The sequence below is a fragment of the Marinobacter sp. 1_MG-2023 genome, assembly GCF_030549045.1.
Classification (GTDB): Bacteria; Pseudomonadota; Gammaproteobacteria; order Pseudomonadales; family Oleiphilaceae; genus Marinobacter.
Window position 1 is genome coordinate 173,684 of the sequence record NZ_JAUOST010000001.1, and the last position, 19,046, is coordinate 192,729.

At 54.5% G+C, this 19,046-nt stretch carries 14 protein-coding genes; 10 read left to right on the forward strand and 4 right to left on the reverse strand.

The window, feature by feature from the left end; translation table 11 throughout:
- Window positions 1-384: 384 nt before the first annotated feature.
- The 5 genes from Q4606_RS00850 (at window position 385) to Q4606_RS00870 (ending at window position 4,513) form a co-directional block, all read left to right on the forward strand.
- A complete protein-coding gene (locus Q4606_RS00850; RefSeq protein WP_303606383.1) occupies window positions 385-2,439 on the forward strand; it encodes a marine proteobacterial sortase target protein in 2,055 nt (684 codons plus the stop codon).
- Complete coding sequence (locus Q4606_RS00855) at window positions 2,436-3,053, forward strand: class GN sortase (protein WP_303606384.1); 618 nt, start codon at window positions 2,436-2,438, stop codon at window positions 3,051-3,053. Before Q4606_RS00850 ends, Q4606_RS00855 begins: the two co-directional genes overlap by 4 nt.
- Window positions 3,054-3,100: 47 nt before the next feature.
- Window positions 3,101-3,799 (forward strand): 1-acyl-sn-glycerol-3-phosphate acyltransferase, encoded by a 699-nt coding sequence (locus Q4606_RS00860; protein ID WP_303606385.1) that lies wholly within the window; start codon window positions 3,101-3,103, stop codon window positions 3,797-3,799.
- A 67-nt stretch (window positions 3,800-3,866) separates the two neighbouring features.
- On the forward strand, window positions 3,867-4,109 hold the full coding sequence (locus Q4606_RS00865) for a GlsB/YeaQ/YmgE family stress response membrane protein (RefSeq protein ID WP_144777641.1): 243 nt from the start codon (window positions 3,867-3,869) through the stop codon (window positions 4,107-4,109).
- A gap of 2 nt (window positions 4,110-4,111) precedes the next feature.
- Complete coding sequence (locus Q4606_RS00870; RefSeq protein WP_303594824.1) at window positions 4,112-4,513, forward strand: MAPEG family protein; 402 nt, start codon at window positions 4,112-4,114, stop codon at window positions 4,511-4,513.
- 60 nt (window positions 4,514-4,573) lie between these two features.
- Here Q4606_RS00870 and Q4606_RS00875 read toward each other — a convergent pair whose 3' ends face one another.
- Window positions 4,574-5,014: an OmpA family protein gene (locus tag Q4606_RS00875; protein WP_303606386.1), complete on the reverse strand. Its 441-nt coding sequence runs from the start codon at window positions 5,012-5,014 to the stop codon at window positions 4,574-4,576.
- Window positions 5,015-5,207: 193 nt separating this feature from the next.
- On the opposite strand from Q4606_RS00875, the gene Q4606_RS00880 reads away from it, so the two are divergent.
- Entirely contained in the window at window positions 5,208-6,656 is a 1,449-nt protein-coding gene (locus Q4606_RS00880; RefSeq protein WP_303594822.1) for a rhomboid family intramembrane serine protease, read from the forward strand.
- 118 nt (window positions 6,657-6,774) lie between these two features.
- Here Q4606_RS00880 and Q4606_RS00885 read toward each other — a convergent pair whose 3' ends face one another.
- Window positions 6,775-8,229: a tetratricopeptide repeat protein gene (locus Q4606_RS00885; RefSeq protein WP_303606387.1), complete on the reverse strand. Its 1,455-nt coding sequence runs from the start codon at window positions 8,227-8,229 to the stop codon at window positions 6,775-6,777.
- Between the two features lie 144 nt (window positions 8,230-8,373).
- On the opposite strand from Q4606_RS00885, the gene Q4606_RS00890 reads away from it, so the two are divergent.
- The 3 genes from Q4606_RS00890 to acnA all read left to right on the forward strand — a co-directional run bounded on the left by Q4606_RS00890 (window position 8,374) and on the right by acnA (window position 13,448).
- Window positions 8,374-8,952: an SCO family protein gene (locus Q4606_RS00890; protein ID WP_303594820.1), complete on the forward strand. Its 579-nt coding sequence runs from the start codon at window positions 8,374-8,376 to the stop codon at window positions 8,950-8,952.
- Between the two features lie 73 nt (window positions 8,953-9,025).
- Window positions 9,026-10,549, forward strand: coding sequence for a methyl-accepting chemotaxis protein (locus Q4606_RS00895; RefSeq protein ID WP_303594818.1), 1,524 nt, complete (start codon window positions 9,026-9,028; stop codon window positions 10,547-10,549).
- A 130-nt stretch (window positions 10,550-10,679) separates the two neighbouring features.
- Entirely contained in the window at window positions 10,680-13,448 is a 2,769-nt protein-coding gene (gene acnA / locus Q4606_RS00900; protein ID WP_303594816.1) for an aconitate hydratase AcnA, read from the forward strand.
- Window positions 13,449-13,503: 55 nt separating this feature from the next.
- On the opposite strand, the gene Q4606_RS00905 is transcribed toward acnA, so the two are convergent.
- Both Q4606_RS00905 and Q4606_RS00910 read right to left on the reverse strand, forming a co-directional pair.
- Complete coding sequence (locus tag Q4606_RS00905) at window positions 13,504-15,501, reverse strand: ATP-binding protein (protein WP_303606388.1); 1,998 nt, start codon at window positions 15,499-15,501, stop codon at window positions 13,504-13,506.
- The gene (locus tag Q4606_RS00910; RefSeq protein WP_303606389.1) at window positions 15,488-17,281 is read right to left on the reverse strand and encodes an ATP-binding protein; all 1,794 of its coding nucleotides are present in this window, start codon (window positions 17,279-17,281) and stop codon (window positions 15,488-15,490) included. The genes Q4606_RS00905 and Q4606_RS00910 overlap by 14 nt, the downstream gene beginning before the upstream one ends.
- Window positions 17,282-17,383: 102 nt before the next feature.
- Between Q4606_RS00910 and Q4606_RS00915 the strand changes: the two genes are divergently transcribed.
- A complete protein-coding gene (locus tag Q4606_RS00915; protein ID WP_303606390.1) occupies window positions 17,384-19,042 on the forward strand; it encodes a diguanylate cyclase in 1,659 nt (552 codons plus the stop codon).
- Window positions 19,043-19,046: the final 4 nt, after the last annotated feature.

The following is a 19,046-nucleotide window of genomic DNA, read 5'->3' on the forward strand; positions in this document are numbered from 1 at the left end:
AACACGGCAGGCTTTGAGAACAAGGTTAGCTTGCGGTGTTGTCATAATTCATCATTTTTCGTGGGCGGAATGTCTGATTCTGCCATGGGAGTTCCTTTTCAGATTGTTGAAATGGCTACGTCTTATTGAATCGTGTAGCTAAAGGATCTTGCCATGATGTTTTCTGCCATCGCCTCTAAATATAGTGCCTTCCCGTTTAGTCTGAGTCCGCCCTCCCAGGCGGCTGGCTCCCCTCCCGAAACACGCTGTAGATACATCCCTGTACGCTCGGCTCCGCCATCCATGGCTCCGCACGGTTTCGGGAGGGGAGCCAGCCGCTCGGGAGGGCTAGGTGCATGGCGCTCACATCGTGTTAGACGCTTTATGGAGGGCGTAAGTTTGTGGATGGCAATGTTGCTGGTGCTGTTTGTTCAGCCTATCTATGCCGAAGCCAATACTGGCAATGAGGATTCCGCAGGTGTGCTGCATTTTGTTGACGGTAAGGGCCAGTGGCAGGAGCCCGCTTTGGTGCTGGGGAGTGATTTTGATGTTCGCGTTAGCGGCCTGATTGCAGACAGCACGCTCGTACGAACATTCCGGAACACCAGTGATCAGTGGCGGGAAGGAGTGTTTGTGTTTCCCTTGCCGGAGAAGGCCAGTGTATACGGACTCACGATGAAGGTAGGGGAGCGTACGATTGTTGGTGAGGTTCAGCCTCGTGAAGAAGCAAAGAAAACCTATGAGAAAGCTCGGGACTCGGGGCGTCATGCGGCTACGGTGGAGCAGCAGCGGCCGAATCTGTTTACTACCCGGGTAGCGAATATTCCGCCGGGAGAGACGGTGAGCGTGGAGCTGAGTTATCAGCAGTTGGTGAGTTATAGGGATGGGGTTTTTGAGTTGACTGTGCCCACAACGCTAACCCCGCGCTATATGCCGGGTGCACCTTTGGCGGCGAGGCCACAGGAATGGCAGGGGGGCTGGGCGGTACCTACCACGGAGGTTCCGGATGCGGATGCCATCAGTCCGTTTACGGTGGATGTGGATGATGTAGCTGCCGACAGTCATCGGGCGTCGGTCAGGTTCACTATTGATGCTGGTCTTCCACTGGCACGGGTCTCCAGTCCCAGCCATGAGCTGGCTTCCCGGCAGGACGGGCAGGTGATGATGGTTCAGCCACAGGCTGGAGAAATTGTGATGAACCGGGATTTCGTATTGCGCTGGCAGCCGCTTGCGGGCCAGGAGCCGGGCGCCGCTGTTTTTCATCAGCAATGGGAAGGTGAGGATTATCTGCTGGCTATGGTGGTGCCTGGCCGGGCTGGTAAAACCCGTTTGCCACGGGAGCTGACGTTTGTGATTGATACCTCCGGGTCCATGGCGGGGGAGTCTATTCAGCAGGCAAGGGAGGCGTTGCAACTGGGGCTGGAGACACTGGCACCCGGTGATCGGTTCAATGTGATTCAGTTCAATTCCCAGCCGCACGCTTTGTTTGTTCAGCCGGAGCAGGCAACGGCGAACAATCTGGCCCGTGCGCGCCAGTATGTAAGTCGGTTAAAAGCAGATGGGGGCACGGAAATGGCTTCGGCACTGACTATGGCTCTGGAAAGCCAGCGCATGAGTGCAGACGAGTTTTCGGAAGGTACGTCACCAGAGGAATCATCAAGAGTGCGCCAGGTTGTGTTTATGACCGATGGTGCGGTTGGCAATGAGTCGGCGCTGTTCAGCCAGATCCGTCGTCAGCTGAGTGATCAAAGGCTGTTCACGGTTGCTATAGGTTCTGCGCCTAACCGGCACTTTATGCGTGAAGCTGCACGCTGGGGGCGCGGCAGTTATACCGCTGTACAGGATCCTGCAGATATCAGCGGCCCTCTGGTCCGATTGTTTGCGGCCATGGAAGCGCCAGTGCTGACGGATATCGAGGTGAGTTGGCCCAGCCTGTCGGCATCAATGCAGGAAGACAGCTTTCCGCGTCGCCCCGGTGATCTGTTTCAAGGAGAGCCGCTGTTACAGGTAGTGCGAGGAGTGCCGCCCGTTGGTGAGTTGAGTGTGTCGGGCCGTTTGCCGGGCGGTGCAACCTGGCAGAAAAGCCTCGATTTGCAGCAGGCTGCCTCTGGTTCGGGCCTGAATCGTTACTGGGCCCGGGAGAAAATTGACAGTCTTCTGGACGAAGCGCGGATAGCCGGCGAGGAGCCGGACAAAGCGAGGGTAACCAGTCTGGCTGTTGAACATAGCCTGGTGTCACCCTACACAAGTTTTGTGGCGGTGGATAAAACGCCGGCTCGGGATCCTGAAAGCACTCTGGTAAAGGATCAGTTGCCAACGCTTCTGCCGGCTGGAAGTCAGCCTGGTATGGCTCGTTACCCGCAAACGGCAACGGTTGCACCCTTGCTTGTTGCTCTGGGATTGCTTGGTTTGATGTTCTCTGTCGCTATTGTACTGCTGCGCAGGCGGGCATACCTATGAGCCGCCTGCTGTTGTTGCTGATAACAAGCTCTGCCACGTTGTTGGTCTTCGGGCTTTGGATTCCGCTGAAGGCGGTGGTCGCTCAGGAATTATTGGCAATTGCCTGGGCCGAGAGCCAGGCCCGGCAAACGGAATCCCGGCCCTGGCCCTGGGCCGATACCTGGCCGGTGGCGAAACTGTCCATGCCGGAGCTTGGAGATTCAATGATTGTACTGGCGGGTGTCCACGGGGAGAGCCTGGCATTCGGGCCGGGTCAGATGATGGGCCTGGAAGATCAGCAGGGCTCGGTCATCATTGCTGGCCACAGAGACACTCATTTCCGACCCCTGCAGTATCTGGAGCCCGGCAATGAACTTCAGTTGCAAAACCGTGAGGGGCAATGGCAGGGGTATCGGGTACAGGAAACAAGAATTGTGGACAGTCGTTCGGAGTTCATCGATACCCACAAGTTGCCTGCAGGTACGCTTTTGCTGGTTACCTGTTACCCGTTTGACACCATGGATGCGGGTGGGCCGCTGCGGTTTGTTGTTGAAGCCCGTGCCGAAGGTGTTCAAACCTCTGGCGTTCTCAGCCAAAGCGCCTCAGGGAAAATCCACACTGTTGCTGGGCTGTGAACTTGGCGTACACTTGTGCGCCAAAACCCCGTTGCAGAGTTTTTCGTATGGGCTTTATCAGAAAATTTCTGGCCTGGATGAGTGTTCCGGTGCTTTGTATACTCGCCTTGCCATTCTTCATTCTCAGGCCATTTAACCCTGACAATAACCGCCTGCTGGCCATAGCGCTAGCGCGGACGGGCCGAGCCATACTTGGCATGGAACGCCCCCTGGAAGGCGCAGAGCAAATGCCTCAAGACCGCCCTGTGGTGGCTATTTGCAATCATCAATACAACGATGATCTTTTCGTGGTTGGTGATCTGGTAGCGCCTCGCACTGTAACTGTTGGCAAGTCATCACTGGTCTGGATCCCATTTTTTGGCTGGGTATTCTGGCTGGGTGGGAATGTGATATTGAACCGCGCCCGCTCCCGCAAAGCCGTTGCAGTCATGCAAGCCACCAGCGAGGCGATCACTCGCGAGAATAAAAGCCTGTGGGTTTTTGTGGAAGGCACTCGAAGCAAAGGCCGGGGGCTGCAGAAATTCAAAAAAGGCGCTTTCTACGCGGCGGTTACGGCCGGAGCGCCGATTGTGATGGTGTGCGCTGCTGAGTATAGGAATAAAACCGAGGGTTGGCTGGGCAGGCGTGAGCCGGTACCTATGCGGATTCTGCCCCCGGTGGAAACAGCAGGGCTAACCACTGAGGATGTTCCTGCCCTGATAGCGCGCTGCCACAAAGAGATGGCTGAGGCGATCGCCGACCTCTGAGGTGCGCCTGGCCTGATTACTCTGTATAAAGAGTCTCTCAAAGGACTTCCAGCAAGGAGAGAAAACGATGAACCTGATTCTGTTTCTGATTATTGGTGGTGTTGCCGGCTGGCTCGCAGGCCTGATCATGAAAGGCCGTGGTTTCGGCGTGCTGGCGAATATTGGTATTGGTATCGTCGGCTCGTTTATTGGCGGCTTTGTTTTTCGATTGCTGGGGTTGGCTGCCCAGGGCGCTATTGGTGAGCTGGTCACCGCAACTGTAGGTGCCGTGTTACTGCTGGCTATTGTCAGCCAGATCAGGAAACGCTGATTATGATTGTACCTGTTACCGGAGTGTTTGCTGCCGTTCTTGGTATTCTGTTATTGGTGCTTTCGTTACAGGTGGTGAAATTCCGCCTGAAGTTCAAAAAAGGCATGGGTACTAACGGCGATCGCGATTTTGAAGCGGCCGTCCGCGCCCACGGTAATCTTGTAGAGTATGCACCGCTTGGCCTGATCATGCTGGGCATTGCGGAGCTGAACGGGGTGGCAAGCGGCCTTGTTTACTGGACAGGCATGGCCCTGGTGGTCGGTCGGATCCTTCATGCCTGGGGCATGATCAATGGCCATGGGGAGGAACATAAAGCTCGGGCCATTGGCATTTTATTGACCTGGCTGGCCATTCTGGTTGCCGCGCTTTTGCTTTTGTGGAATGTTTGGCAGGTTTATGGCTGATCGTTTCAGTTAAAACTCTGGGGCCGCACACTCGCGGCCCCGGGTCGTTTTGCCTTTTTTCTATTGTGCTTTTGCCATATCGCTGCTCAGGTATTCCAGCTCTACCCGTCGATTGGCAGCCCGGTCGTCTGGTGTAGCCAATGGACGGGCTGAGCCCCAGCTGGCAACCAGAACGCGGGATTCTGCAACTCCCTCTTTTATCAGAAGCCTTGCTACAGCATTAGTCCGCTGCCTGGACAGAAAACGATTAAAGTCCTCGGCTCCAAAATTATCAGAATGCCCGTGAATCAGGATGCTGACGCCAGGGTGCTGTCGCAAATAGGCAGCGTGTTGCAGGATAATCTCTGTATCTAAAGCGTCCAGAGCGTGTTTGTTGAAACCGTAGTGAAATCTGAGCCGATGTGGGCGCTTGCCTTCTGTCACAAGGGTGGCTGGGTTAAAGCCATGTGCCACGGCGGCTTGCGCAATCAGCTCCGGGTTGTCCAGTACGAGTACGGTCATTTGCAGTATCCTTGTTCCAGGTCTCTGGTTTTTCTTGTTATTCCCGCCCACTATTGGCTGAGGCGGAAATAACGGCAATTGGCGGATGGTCGACATGACATTCACGCTGAAAATCATTTAAACGCAAAAATAAGACACTGGTATGATAGAAAGCAGTTTTTCAGGGACAGATTATGATGAATTGTGACCACCCATGCTGATAATTCCTGCTGAGAACACGGTTAACTGGAAGCGCCCGCCTTGGGTAACCCTTGGGCTGATGTTTACCTGTCTTCTGGTTTTCCTGTTTTACCAGGGTGGAGACAGCCGAAAAATTGAGCAAGCCGTTGATACTTATGTAGATTCTAATTTGCCTTTATTGGAAGGTCCTGCCTATGAGGACTATCTGCAACGAAAAATCCGTTTTGAAGGCGAAGAGGAACTGGTTTTCGAACTGCAGAGCTTTCAGAAGCTGAGAGCAGAAGGCGAAGATTTCTGGCTGGCGGTCAGCCTGCTCATGGATCGTGAGTTTTACCAGTATTTGCTAAAGAATCGTGATGTGATCTGGGCCCCGGCTGATCGGGTGCGCTGGTTGGAACAACGAACCTATATTGAAGAAACCTACATCCAGCGCCTGAGCGCCGAGCAGCTTGGGCTTATTCCTGCGCAACTGTCGTTGTATACCCTGATTACCTACCAGTTCCTTCACGGCGGCTGGGGGCACATTATTGGTAACCTGGTTTTCCTGTTTCTGCTTGGCTTTACCGTCGAAAAGGCGCTTGGCCCTGGGCGCTTTCTGATTGCCTACCTTATGTGTGGCGCATTGTCTGGCGTTGTATTCACCGTTTTCTCGCTTGGCAGTCATATTCCGCTTGTGGGGGCATCCGGCTCAATATCCGGATTGATGGGTATGTACGTAGCCATCTACGGTTTGAAGAAAATCCGGTTTTTCTATTTTCTTGGTGTGTATTTCAACTACTTCCGGGCGCCCGCGCTGGCCGTACTGCCGGTGTGGCTGGGCAAGGAAATTTACGATTACTGGTTCGCCGGGGCGACCGGCGTCGCCTATATGGCGCATGCTGGCGGCCTGTTGGCGGGTGCCGGGTTGGTGTGGCTGTTGGGTAAAAGTTGGCTGCAAGTGCGCGAGGAGTTTTTTGAACCGGAAGAGGCTGAACAGGACGATCGCTTTACAACCGGTTATGCCCAGGCCATGGCAAGCCTTGGGCGTATGGATTTCGAGCTGGCGCGGCGTCAGTTCGAGGCGTTGCGTGAGCACTATCCGGACAGGCCCATTCTGTTGGAGCATCTCTATAACCTGGCCAAACTTCGCCCCGACCTACCCGAGTACCAGTCCCGTACCCGCGAGTTGATGAACGTTAGTCTGAGCCGCAGGCAGCCGGAACAGATGATTGCGGTCTGGCAGGAATACCTGAGTAAAGGGGAGAGCTACCACCCACTTGATGCAGAGGATCACAACCGGGTGTTGTTCACCAGCCTCAAGCAGCACGACCTCAAGGCCGCAGAAAAAGCGTTTGAACGCCTGCGCAGTGCTGATGATCCGTTGCTGACTTCGGAGGCTTGCCGGTTACTTGCTGAAGAGTTTGAGAAGCTACAGATGGAGCCCAAGGCGCGTCATTATCGGCAGCTGCTTCAGGCGAGCTGATGGTTTACGGAAAGCTGGGTGTGGGGCTCTCCAAAACACGCTGTGAATACGTCCCTGTAAGCTCGGCTCCGCCATCCATGGCTCCGCACGGTTTTGGAGAGCCCCACACCCAGCTTCCCTAGTCAGGCATTGCAAATGAGGCCTTTGGACCTTTAAGAAGCTCCTGCTTCTCCGCTTGAGCCAGATAAACCGGAATTTGTTCGTGTAGCGGGTGCTTTTCACAGCGCTTCTGGATAAAGGTCAGGTAAGCCGTCGCCTTTTCCCACTGGTCCAGGCCATTAGCCAGACTTTGTGCTATCAGCAGGTAGGCCGGAGCCAGTTCATCGCTTTCCGGAAAGCGCTTATGGAAGTCCTGCAGCAGCCGTATGGCCGGTTTGTATTGCCCGCGCTGGTATAAACAGCGGGCACAGCGCACTGCGAGCTCCGGGTCATCCAGTTTGAAGCCAGGTTCTGCCGCTTCAAGCATGCCGAGCAATGAAGCTATGCCTTCACCGTCGCTCCGGCTTGCCAGCCAGTCTAAAATCCGTGGGTGGAAATGGTAAAGCTCCGTGATGTCGTTTCTGGCCACCAACAGCTGATAGAGCTGGCCGATGCGTAGCGGATCTTCCCGGTTTCGCTTCAGTGCTTCCTTCAACATGCCCTGAACGCGATCGTAGTTGCCGTCTTTTAGATTCATGTCAATATCTGCATCGAAACGGGTGCTACGATCCCGTTGCTGCATATCGACTGCCGCAGTCTCGTCCTGAATGTCCGAGGCGAACCCCAGCTCTTCCTGATACTGGAATAAAAGGTAACCCAACATATTGAACAGTACCAGTGTAAAGGTACTGTTCAAAAAACCGGATAAAGGCTGAGAAAACCAGAAGGGGAAGTGGTTGTGAGCAAAATCCTGGGCCACGCCAGAGGCCAGCGTGAGCAGAATGAGGTAGCCGTATAGTAAAAAATAGGGGCTGCCGATGCGGGAAATGAGTACCGCCAGATTCATCGGGTTTACCGCTGCGCCCACGGAACGTTCCATGGCCAGAACCATGATACTGGCGGGCAACGCCAGTACGACAAAAGCCAATGCCAGCAACATCAATAGTGGGCCGCCCAGCATTGCGGCTGCGCCGACCAGGCCGCCCATGAAAATGAAAACCAGTAGCTGGAGAATAACAATGTTAAACCCGCTGCCCGTAAAGGCGACGGATACCGAGGGCGGTTTCAGGTGGCCTTCGGCAGTGTGGTTGATGACCGCATAGGTGTATTTGAACAGTGCCAGTGCCAGTAGTAACCAGATCAGAATCCCGATCAGATTGGCGGGCGCAATCAGGGGCACCAGTGTACAGATAGCAATGACGATCAGTGGATCAGAGTGGAACGGGTAATGAAAAAAAGATCCGATCCGGTTCCAGAAGGGTATTACTTCCGTTGCTGCTCCGAGATAGCGCATGGCTTTGCTGCAACTCGGGCACAGCGCCTTGCGCTGGCGAACGTCAGCATCGGGCATACAGCGGGTGCAGTAATGAATCTGGCATTCGCCGCAGTGCCATTTGGCAGGGTCACCCGGGTGGTAGTGGCAATCATGTTTCATGGTCGGAGGAAGCCCTGCCTGAATATAAATATACGTTTATGATCGCAAATATGGCTCTTAAAGAATATGCCGGCATGGCCGTAAACCACTATTAGGCACCCAGTTCTTGAAAAACACCTCCACACCTACGGCATGACTCCGCCTATGAAATCTGCCCCTTTCATTCTTCTGCTGACAGCACTGGCTATGGCTGTGGCTTTGCCCTTTGCGCAGGGGCTTTTGCACAGGGTCGACGGGGAAACCGGCTTTTACGGGTATAAAACCAATGTGCCTGTTCCATCTTTACCGGGTGCAAAAGTACCTGACGCAGGCCTCAATGTGGTGTTTTTCGGTTATCGAAGCTGCGGCACTGTGTGCCCGCTTCAATTGCTGAACCTCAAGGCGTTGCACGATCACTGGTCTGATTACCCCGTGCAGTTTGTGTTTGTAACTCTGGATCCTGAAAACGACAGTCAGCAGGAACTTAACGGCGTTATGGAGGTATTGGGCCAGAATTTCCGCGCTGTGAGGCCAGAGAATTTCCGGCAAGCCCAGGCGCTCGCAAACGAATACGGCGATTTTGCAGCCCGTGAGGGCGGCGCGAGCCAGGAAATTAACCACGGCGCGCGGCTTTACGTAGTAACAGCGGACAACCGTCGGCAGGTTTTGTACGCGTCGCCCGAGCTGGATTTGCAGCGGGTGAATGCCGATCTTGCTCGGCTTATGGGGCAGGGCGAGAGCTGAAATACCAAAGCAAGCTACAGGATTATCATTCGAACAGGCTGGTTCAGCTGTTGTTTCAATTTGAGGTGTTACTGTGAATTCAACTGATAATATTCAACACCTGCACCAGCAGGAACTGCTCAGGGCAGATCGAAGAATTCTCTGGCTGTTACTGGCTCATGTGCCTGTAGTGGGCCTGCTAGTGCCCTGGGGGTACGGAACCTATAGCTTTGCGGTCCCTGCATCTCTGGGAATCGGCGCATTGGCCATTGCTGGTTATAACTGGCTGGGTGGGACCCGCGCTTGTGGTGTGCTATTCAGCATGTGTCTCATGCTGTTCTCAGCCACCATGATTCAGGCCCAGCTAGGGCGTATCGAAATGCATTTCCATATATTCGCAGCGCTGGCGCTCACAATCGCCTACCGCGACTGGCTGCCAGTGGTTGCCGCTGCCGCAGTCATCGCGATACACCATTTGGTGCTGACAGCATTGCAGCTCTCGGAAGCGGTTATCGGTGGCATGCCGTTGATGCTGTTCAATTATGGTTGCAGCTGGTCCATTACCGCACTGCATGCAGCTTTTGTGGTTTTTGAAGGCGGTATATTGTCGTTTTTCGCGATCAGAATGGGCGCTGAGCAGAAGCGCTCGCGTGAGATTATTGCACTGATTAACGCTTTCGATCATGAGCATGACCTGCGCGGTCGCCTGGAGAACGCCAACGGTGATTTGGCGGCCACAGCGTTTAATACCATGGTGGCTCAGTTTGGAGAATTGATCGAGTCTGTGCGGGGCCTCTCCAGAGAGCTACATTCGAGTGCCGCAGAACTGACGGCAGCAGGTACCTCAACAAATCGGATCATAGAAGAACAACGGGCTCAGACCGATCAAGCAGCAGCTGCTACCAATGAGATGACCGCAACGATTCAGGACGTAGCCCGCAACGCGCAATCTGCAGCTGAGTCTGCTTCGCGCTCGTCGGAAGCCTCAGCTGAGGGGACGCGTCATATTCAAAGCGCCATGCGCATGACTGAAGCCACCAATACCGCGCTCACGGATTCTTCGCGCATGGTTAGCGAACTGGTAGAGAAAGTTGAGTCAATCGGCACGTTTATCGCCTCAATCAATGATATTTCAGACCAGACCAACCTGCTTGCCCTGAACGCAGCCATAGAGGCTGCCCGTGCCGGCGAGCACGGCCGCGGTTTTGCTGTGGTGGCGGATGAAGTTCGCAATCTGTCACGGCGTACGCAGGCCTTCACTACAGAAATTCGCGCCACGATTGATGGCCTGGCCAACGTATCAGAAGGTACTCTGGCTGCTATTGAAATGGGCCAGACTCGTTCGCGGGAGACCCTGGGGGCAATGACGCAGACAGGCAAAGCGATTGCGGATATTGAAGCGGCAATTGCTGAGGTGAACGGCATGAACCTGCAAATTGCTTCTGCTACCGAACAGCAGGCCGTGGCTTCCGGACAGATCAACCAAAGTGTTCAGCAGGTTGCTGAGCAAAGCCAGGATGTTGTTGAAGAGGCGGCAAAGTCTCAGGCTATGGCTGTAGATATCGGACGTATGATTGCAGAAGTGGACACACTGATTGCTGGATACAAGACGCGTTAACAGCTTTGCTGAGCGTTGCTTTGATGTTCGCCATTCACAGGCTGAATGGCGAACATCAATTACCGTGAGTTGAAGTCTGCCGAAACGATGCAATAGTAATAGGATAGCAATTCATCGTAGGAGGCATACCATGTCCAATGAGAGCCTTGGCAAAGACAGCCTGAATACACTGACCAGCCTGAGCGCTGGAGGTAAAACCTTCCATTACTACAGTCTGCCCAAAGCTGCGGAGTCCCTCGGTGACATCAACCGACTGCCGTTTTCACTGAAAGTGCTTCTGGAAAACCTGTTGCGCAACGAAGATGGTGTAACTGTGGATCAAAGCCACGTTGATGCCATGGTGCAATGGCTTAAAGATAAACGCTCGGATACCGAAATTCAGTTCCGACCGGCTCGGGTGCTGATGCAGGACTTTACTGGCGTGCCCGGCGTGGTTGATCTGGCCGCGATGCGAGAGGCCGTTAAAGTGGCCGGCGGCGACCCTGCGCTTATCAACCCGCTGTCCCCTGTAGATCTGGTAATTGACCACTCGGTCATGGTTGACGAGTTCGGTGATGCTTCTGCCTTTGGGCGGAACGTAGCCATTGAAATGGAGCGTAACCAGGAACGCTATGAGTTCCTGCGTTGGGGCCAGCAAGCTTTTGATAACTTCCGTGTGGTACCGCCGGGAACCGGTATCTGCCACCAGGTGAACCTCGAGTATCTTGGCAAAACCGTATGGCACAAAGAACAGGGTGATAAAACCATCGCCTATCCGGACACGCTGGTGGGGACAGATTCCCATACCACCATGATTAACGGTCTGGGCATCCTTGGGTGGGGTGTCGGCGGTATCGAAGCTGAAGCGGCGATGCTTGGCCAGCCGGTATCCATGCTCATACCGGAAGTAGTGGGCTTCAAGATTAGCGGTAAATTGCGTGAAGGCATTACTGCGACAGATCTGGTACTCACCGTTACTGAAATGCTTCGTAAAAAAGGCGTGGTTGGCAAATTTGTTGAATTCTATGGTGACGGTCTTAAAGACATGCCAGTGGCAGACCGTGCAACTATCGCCAACATGTCTCCGGAATACGGTGCAACCTGTGGTTTTTTCCCGGTGGACGAGCAAACCCTCAAATATCTGCGTTTGACTGGCCGGGACGACGACCAGATAGAACTGGTTGAAGCTTATGCCAAAGCTCAGGGGCTATGGCGTGAACCCGGTCATGAGCCGGTATACACAGCTACCCTGGAACTCGATATGGGCGACGTGGAAGCCAGTATGGCCGGGCCAAAGCGGCCGCAGGACCGGGTTGCGCTGAAGAATATGAAATCAACCTTCGAGCTGTTGATGGCAACGGCCGAGGGTGCGCCGGATGCAGCTGACAACCGTGAGAGCAATCTGGAGTCAGAGGGCGGTCAGACAGCTGTGGGTGTGGATGACAGCTACCACCACCCGTCGAGTCAGCCGCTGGAAATGAACGGCGAGAAGACGCGCCTTGATCCGGGCGCAGTAGTGATTGCCGCTATCACGTCGTGCACCAACACATCCAACCCGAGTGTGATGATGGCTGCCGGGCTCGTGGCCCGGAAAGCGGTGGCCAAAGGTCTTAAAACCAAACCCTGGGTGAAAACCTCTCTGGCGCCGGGCTCCAAAGTGGTTACCGATTACCTGGAGGCGGGCGGCTTCCAGGGCGACCTGAATAAACTTGGCTTTGACCTTGTGGGTTACGGCTGTACGACCTGTATTGGTAACTCTGGCCCCTTGCCGGACGCGGTTGAAAAAGCCATTGCGGATGGTGATATAACGGTGGCCTCGGTGTTGTCTGGTAACCGTAACTTTGAAGGCCGTATACATCCGCTGGTGAAAACCAACTGGCTGGCATCGCCACCCTTGGTTGTCGCTTACGCTTTGGCCGGTAATGTGCGGCTGAACCTGGCGGAAGACCCACTGGGTGAGGATAAGGATGGCAATCCGGTGTACCTGAAAGACCTGTGGCCGAGCCAGCAGGAAGTCGCGGAGGCTGTGGAAAAGGTCAAAACCAACATGTTCCGCACCGAGTACGCCGCTGTGTTCGATGGAGATGCCACCTGGCAGGCCATTGAAGTGCCAGATACCAAGGTATACAAGTGGTCAGAAGATTCTACCTATATCCAGCACCCGCCCTTCTTTGAAGGTATGGGCACGGAACCGGATCCGGTGGAGGATATTGTCGATGCGAATATTCTTGCCTTGCTGGGGGATTCGGTGACCACCGACCACATTTCCCCGGCCGGCTCGTTCAGCGCCGACAGTCCCGCTGGTAAATACCTGCAAGAGCGGGGAGTTGAGCCCAAGAACTTCAACTCTTACGGTTCCCGCCGCGGTAATCACGAGGTGATGATGCGTGGCACCTTTGCCAACGTGCGCATCCGCAATGAAATGCTGGATGGTGTTGAAGGTGGCTTCACGAAATTTGTACCTACCGGGGAGCAAATGCCGGTTTACGATGCCGCCATGAAGTACCAGGAGCAGGGGACACCCCTTGTTGTGATTGCCGGCAAGGAATATGGAACCGGCTCAAGTCGCGACTGGGCTGCCAAGGGTACCCGGTTACTGGGTGTTCGCGCTGTAGTGGCGGAATCCTATGAACGTATTCACCGCTCCAACCTGATCGGAATGGGCGTGATGCCGCTGCAGTTCCCGGAAGGCACGGATCGCAAGAGCCTCAAACTGACCGGTGAAGAAACCATCAGTATCAGCGGGTTGTCGGGTGACATTTCGCCGGGTGAGACACTCACCATGACAGTAACCTACAAGGACGGCTCTACTGAAAGTTGTGAGTTGAAGTCGCGGATAGATACGGCCAACGAAGCCGTGTATTTCGTCCACGGCGGCATCCTGCACTATGTGGTGCGTGAAATGCTCAAGTCTGCCTGAGCCATCTGGTTTGGTTCAGCTGAAACCGGCGACCTGTTGCAAGGTCGCCGGTTTTTTATTGGGCATCGGTGTTTGTTACCGGCAAGCGTATCCAGAAGGTAGCGCCTTGTCCGGGTATAGACTCAAAGCCGACTTCGCCGCCCATTACGGTAATTAGCTCCCTCGTGATGGCCAACCCCAGACCGGTTCCGCCCTTACTGCGGGTGTCGGAACTGTCTGCCTGCGCAAAACGCTGAAAAATCTGGTCGCGAAAAGCGGCCGGAACACCTTGTCCGCTGTCTTTCACGCCAATAACGACTGTTGGATTCCCTTCTGACAACTCGTGCCGGGCCGACAGTTGGACGCGGCCGTTGTCTGGTGAGAACTTTATAGCATTGGATATCAGGTTGTTGAGTGCCTGCAATAACCGCTGGTGGTCTACGTATACGTCGGTTCCGGGAATATTGGGGGCGGGATCGATGGTGACTTTGCGCTGCGCGCCGTAAGGCTGGTTCGTAATGACCGCCTGTTCAAGCAGAGGCTGCAAAGGCTGTTGTTCTAGGTGGATGTCCAGCTTGCCGGCTACCAGCTTTTCTATATCCAGCAGATCATTGATCAAAGTGGCCAGTTGCTGGGCGTTGCGTTTCGCAATTTCCATCATACTCTGGGCTTTTGCGGGAAGAGCTCCAGCTGCTCCGCCGGCCAGCAAACCGATGGCGCCCGTTATCGACGTAAGCGGCGTGCGCAGCTCATGGCTGACGGTGGCAACGAACCGGTTTTTCATACGTTCGATCTTTTTGCGTTCGGAGATATCCTCCATCAGTACCCAAAGCAACTTGTTCCCTGATGAGTCCCGTATCAGCATGCTGTGCAGAATAACGGGGTAGATGCCGCCTTCGCGATTGATCACATTCTGCTCTATGGGGCCAAAATACCCCGTCTTTCTTAGTTGCTCCAGAGCTTCAGCCCGCCGTGATACGTGGTCACGAGTAAGAAGATTGCGATAGTCCAGCTTCAGGAACTCATCCTTGCTATAGCCGGTCGATTTAAGCATGGCCGCATTTACATCGATGATTTCTGACGTCAGGTAGTCCGCAAGAAGGATGCCGTTGGGCGCGAGCTCGAACAGGCGCCGAAGTTGAAGTTCGCTTTCCTCTAATCCTACAAGAGCCCGTTTCTTCTCATCGATATCTTCCAGATAGCCGTGCCATATGGTGCTGCCGTCTGCAAGCTCCTGAGGTCTGGCATGGCCCTCGATCCAGCGCCAGTCGCCGTCTGGCCCCATTATCCTGAAACTGATAGACCAGGTGCTAAGTTGGTTTGCGGACTCATCAATCGCAGCTGATACAGCCGGTAAGTCATCGGGGTGGATCAACTTAAACAGTGAAGACGCATCTTCCAGTGCTTGTTTCTGGGTTACACCAAACGAGCGTTCAATCCCCTTGCTGCTGAAAGGAAAGCATAGATCCCCATTCGGGTAGCGGCGGAACTGATAAAGGCCGCCTGGTACCATGTCAACGAGCTGTGCAAGCATGATCAGGGATTCGTTTTGCTCTTGCAGTTCCTGTTCCCGGTGATGAATCGCCAGTTTGCGTGCGCTGATCTGCTCCTCGACACAATCTGCGATATCGCGCAGGCACTGCAGATCGTCTTCGTTCAGCTTGCGCGGTTTCCGGTCCATAACGCACAGAGTGCCAAGGGTCTGACCGTCCGCACTGTTAAGGGGCATCCCGGCATAGAACCGGATGTTCGGGTCACTGATTACCAGGGGGTTGTTTTGGAAGCGTTCATCTTCGTGCGCATCCTCAACCACCAGAGGCAACCTGTCTAAAATGGCGTGCCCGCAGAACGAAATGCTTCTCGGGGTTTCGCTGACACCGAGGCCGATACAGGACTTGAACCACTGCCGGTCTCGGTCGACCAATGAAAAGAGGCATATTGGCACGTCCATCAGCCTTGCTGCCATTCGTGTCAGCCGATCGAAGCGTGCTTCGGGAGGTGTATCGAGAATACGCAATTGATCCAGCGTTACCTGCCTTGCGCTTTCATTGGCTGGAAACTCAGGCGCTCTCATGGGCATGCTCCTCTGGCGAGCTAACGTCGCCCATTGGTAGCTCAACCCAAAAATGTGCGCCGTTATTGTTGTAGAAGCCGGTATTTCCGCCCAGGAGGACTGCAAGCTGTCGGCTGATTGCAAGGCCAAGGCCGGTGCCATTGGTTGCACGGGTTGTGCCTGTTTCTGCTTGGGCAAAGCGTTCGAAAATCTGGCTCCGAAACTCTTCAGGTACGCCTTTGCCCTGGTCGCTCACAGTGATTCGAAGCCGGTATGGATCGACTTCTTCAGCATGAAGTGTAACCAGACCTTGCTGAGGCGAGTGCTTGATGGCATTGCTGACGAAATTGTCCAGAATTTGTCGCAATCTGTGCCCGTCGGTCTGTAAGGATATCGCGGGTATGTCTGAGGCTTTGAGCCTGACACCCAACTCCCGCGCCATGGCCTCATTGCCGCTGACCGTTTCCGTAAGCAGCTTCCGCAGGTTTTCGGTCTGAAAGCTCACCCGCATGTTGCCACTTGAAAGCTTGTTGAAATCGAGCAGATCGTTGATGAGTAGCTGCAGGCGCTCGCCGTTGCGCAGGGCCAGCGTCGTCATCTCCTGGGCGCGTTCCGGGAGTTCCCCTGCTGTGCCCGACTTGAGCAGTCGCAAAGCGCCATTCATTGAGGTCAAAGGAGTGCGTAGCTCGTGGCTGACATTGGAAACAAAGTTGTCCTTGAGCTGGTTGTTGGCATCACGCTCATCCATCAACTGGTTGAATGCCTGTGCCAGATCGCGCACCTCGGGGGCCCCTCGCTCTATAAGACGCCGGGAGGATTCAGGTTTCTGAATCATTGAACGAATACGCCGTGTCATCTGGGTGAGCGATACGGTTGTCGATCGGAGTGCCAGGTACGTCAGCAATACTATGCCGAGGGTTACCCCTATGCTGATGGTAAAAAACCGTACGAAAGCCTGCTCGGCGGGGGCGGTCGCAAGGGATTTGGGAACGGCGCGGATAAATAACCAGCCCAGACGCTGCAGGTGATTTGTGGCATAGATCAACGTCTCACCCGAGGCAGTCTCAACCTCACCAAAAGGGATGCCGGACAGAGCTGCATCGATCAGCAAATTTTCTCCCGGGTCTGGCAAGTACTCTATGGTTTTATTGCGGGAGCCTTCTACGAACAGGAAGTTTGCAGTGTCAATCACCAGGAAGATTGCGTCTTTAATAGCATCCTCACGCACATGTTTTGGTATTAGCAGCGCCTGGTCCATTTGCAGGGTGCCGCTGAGAAAGCCGAGGAGCTCTCCGCTATCTGTCAGAATGGGTGCTATAAAAACCATCAGCGGTATACCCGTTGCCCTGCCTATAATAGGGCGGCTGATGACCGGGCGGCGGGTTTTTATCGCCGCTTTCCAGTGGGGCCGGTCGGCATAATAGGTGCCAACCCTGCCTGGTACATAGGTGTTTTCAGCCAGTAATATAGCGTTTGGAGACAGAATGGTCAGGCTGTGGGGAAACAGCTCTCTCAGTTTTTGCTGCTTTTGCAGGAGTTTTGTCAGTGGTTCTTGAGGTGGAAGTTGGCCACTATGGCCAAGCATGGCGGCGAACTGGGCCAGGGCGCTGGTGCGCAGCTCCAGGTTCTGGCTGACCAGGCTGGAGATGTGGGCTGTTTCGTTTGCCTGTTGGGCAGCCAGGTTTTTTTCAAAGTCCTCAAGTAAAGCGCCGTAAGCGGCATAAATTACAGAACCGACGATTGCCAGACTGCCAAGGATGATAATTACGGCAAGGCGCGTACCCAGAGATAAATGACCCAAAACCTGCTCCTGTCTGGCTATTTGCCGGAAAACTTGCTTTGATTGAACATCAACTGAAATAGAATTCACAGCGCTTGTGCGCTTTGATCAGCAAGAGCCTTTATGCCTCAAAGCCCTACTCGTGAGGTGCAGAAAAAACTGGAGACCCTTCGTAATCGTTTTCGAGATAAAACGATACGTGAAATTGAAGGCTTGGTCGCCAGTATTTTCAACGCATCCCGAAATCCTGAAACCATCGGTGAGCTGGTTGCTGCCTATCAGCTTTTACACAGGCTGGCAGGCTCGGCGGGCACACTGGGGTTTACTCTGCTTGGCGAACAGGCCCGGAAACTCGAAATCGCTATAAAGCCATTGGCAGATCAGGTTGCTGATGGAGCCGACAGCGAAAGTATACGACTAGAGTTGAAGCAGTTGTTGAGCGCCGGTTATGAAGACGATATTGCCGGCCTTGGCAACCTTTTAGTTACTGCCGAGCCAGTCTCAACCGAGTGGCATCAGCCCAGGCTGGCAGAAACGGATAATCAGCCTGTGCTGCTGATTCTTGAACCTGACCAAGAGCTTGCGGAATTGGTTTCAGAGGGCCTGGCGCTATACGGTCACCGACTGCGCAGCCTGAGGAATGGCCATGAGTGGCCGGAGGGCATGGATGACGTTGATCTGGTCATGGTCAGGGATACGCTTTTGCAGGATGAGGGTGTGCAATGGTTGTCGAGACTACATGATCTGCCGGTGATCTGTTTCAGCCAGGCTCCTGACTTTGCCACCCGTTACCGGTTGGCTTGCCTCGGCATAGATGCCTGTTGTGATGACCCGCAGGATATCCCCGCTCTTGCGGATCGCATAGAGCAGCTCCTGGCCGAGGGACTTGCAACGCTCACTGGTCGGGTGATGATTCTGGATGACGACCGCGAGTTGCTGGAGCACTACCGATTAGTGCTCACTAGCGGGGGCTTGCAGGTCCGGGCTCTGGGCGACCCATCAAACTTGCTTTCAGAACTGTCAGAGTTCCGGCCGGACATCCTGTTAATGGATGTGCAAATGGGGCTTTACGACGGTCCGGCGCTCGCCAGGATGGTGAGATTTCAGGCCGAGTGGCTCAGTTTACCCATTATTTTCTTTTCCTCCGAAGAGGACCGCAACAGGCAACTCGATGCACTTGCCCGTGGTGGTGATGATTTTGTTACCAAGCCGGTATCTGATGAGTTCCTGTTGCGAACGGTACGAATGCGTTGTTATCGCGCCCGACAGCTCGACAAACTGGTGTCGCTGGACAGTCTTACGGGTTTGTTAAAGCACGCACTCGCTAAAACCGAGCTTGGCCGCGAGTATGCGCGCAGCGCCCGTAGCGGGCACAATTCTGTTGTGGCTATGCTGGATCTGGATCATTTCAAGAAGGTAAACGACGCCTATGGCCACGGCGCGGGGGATATGGTGATCAAGGCTTTGGCCAACCTGTTGCGCCACCGATTGCGGAATACGGATATTATCGGTCGCTATGGTGGTGAGGAATTTATGGTCGTGTTGCCCGAATGTTCACTGGAAAAAGCCGTTGAGGTGCTTGAAGCGCTGAGCCAGGATTTTGCGCGACTGGCATTTAACGTTGGCACTGAAGAGTTCTCTGTCAGCCTCAGCGCGGGCGTTGCCACATTGAACGCCTATGGGTCCGCTGAACAAGCTATCGAAGCGGCAGACAGGGCACTGTATCAGCGCAAACGTGCAGGCCGTAATGGCGTCAGCGTGGATTCAAGGAGCCTGTTGTGATCTT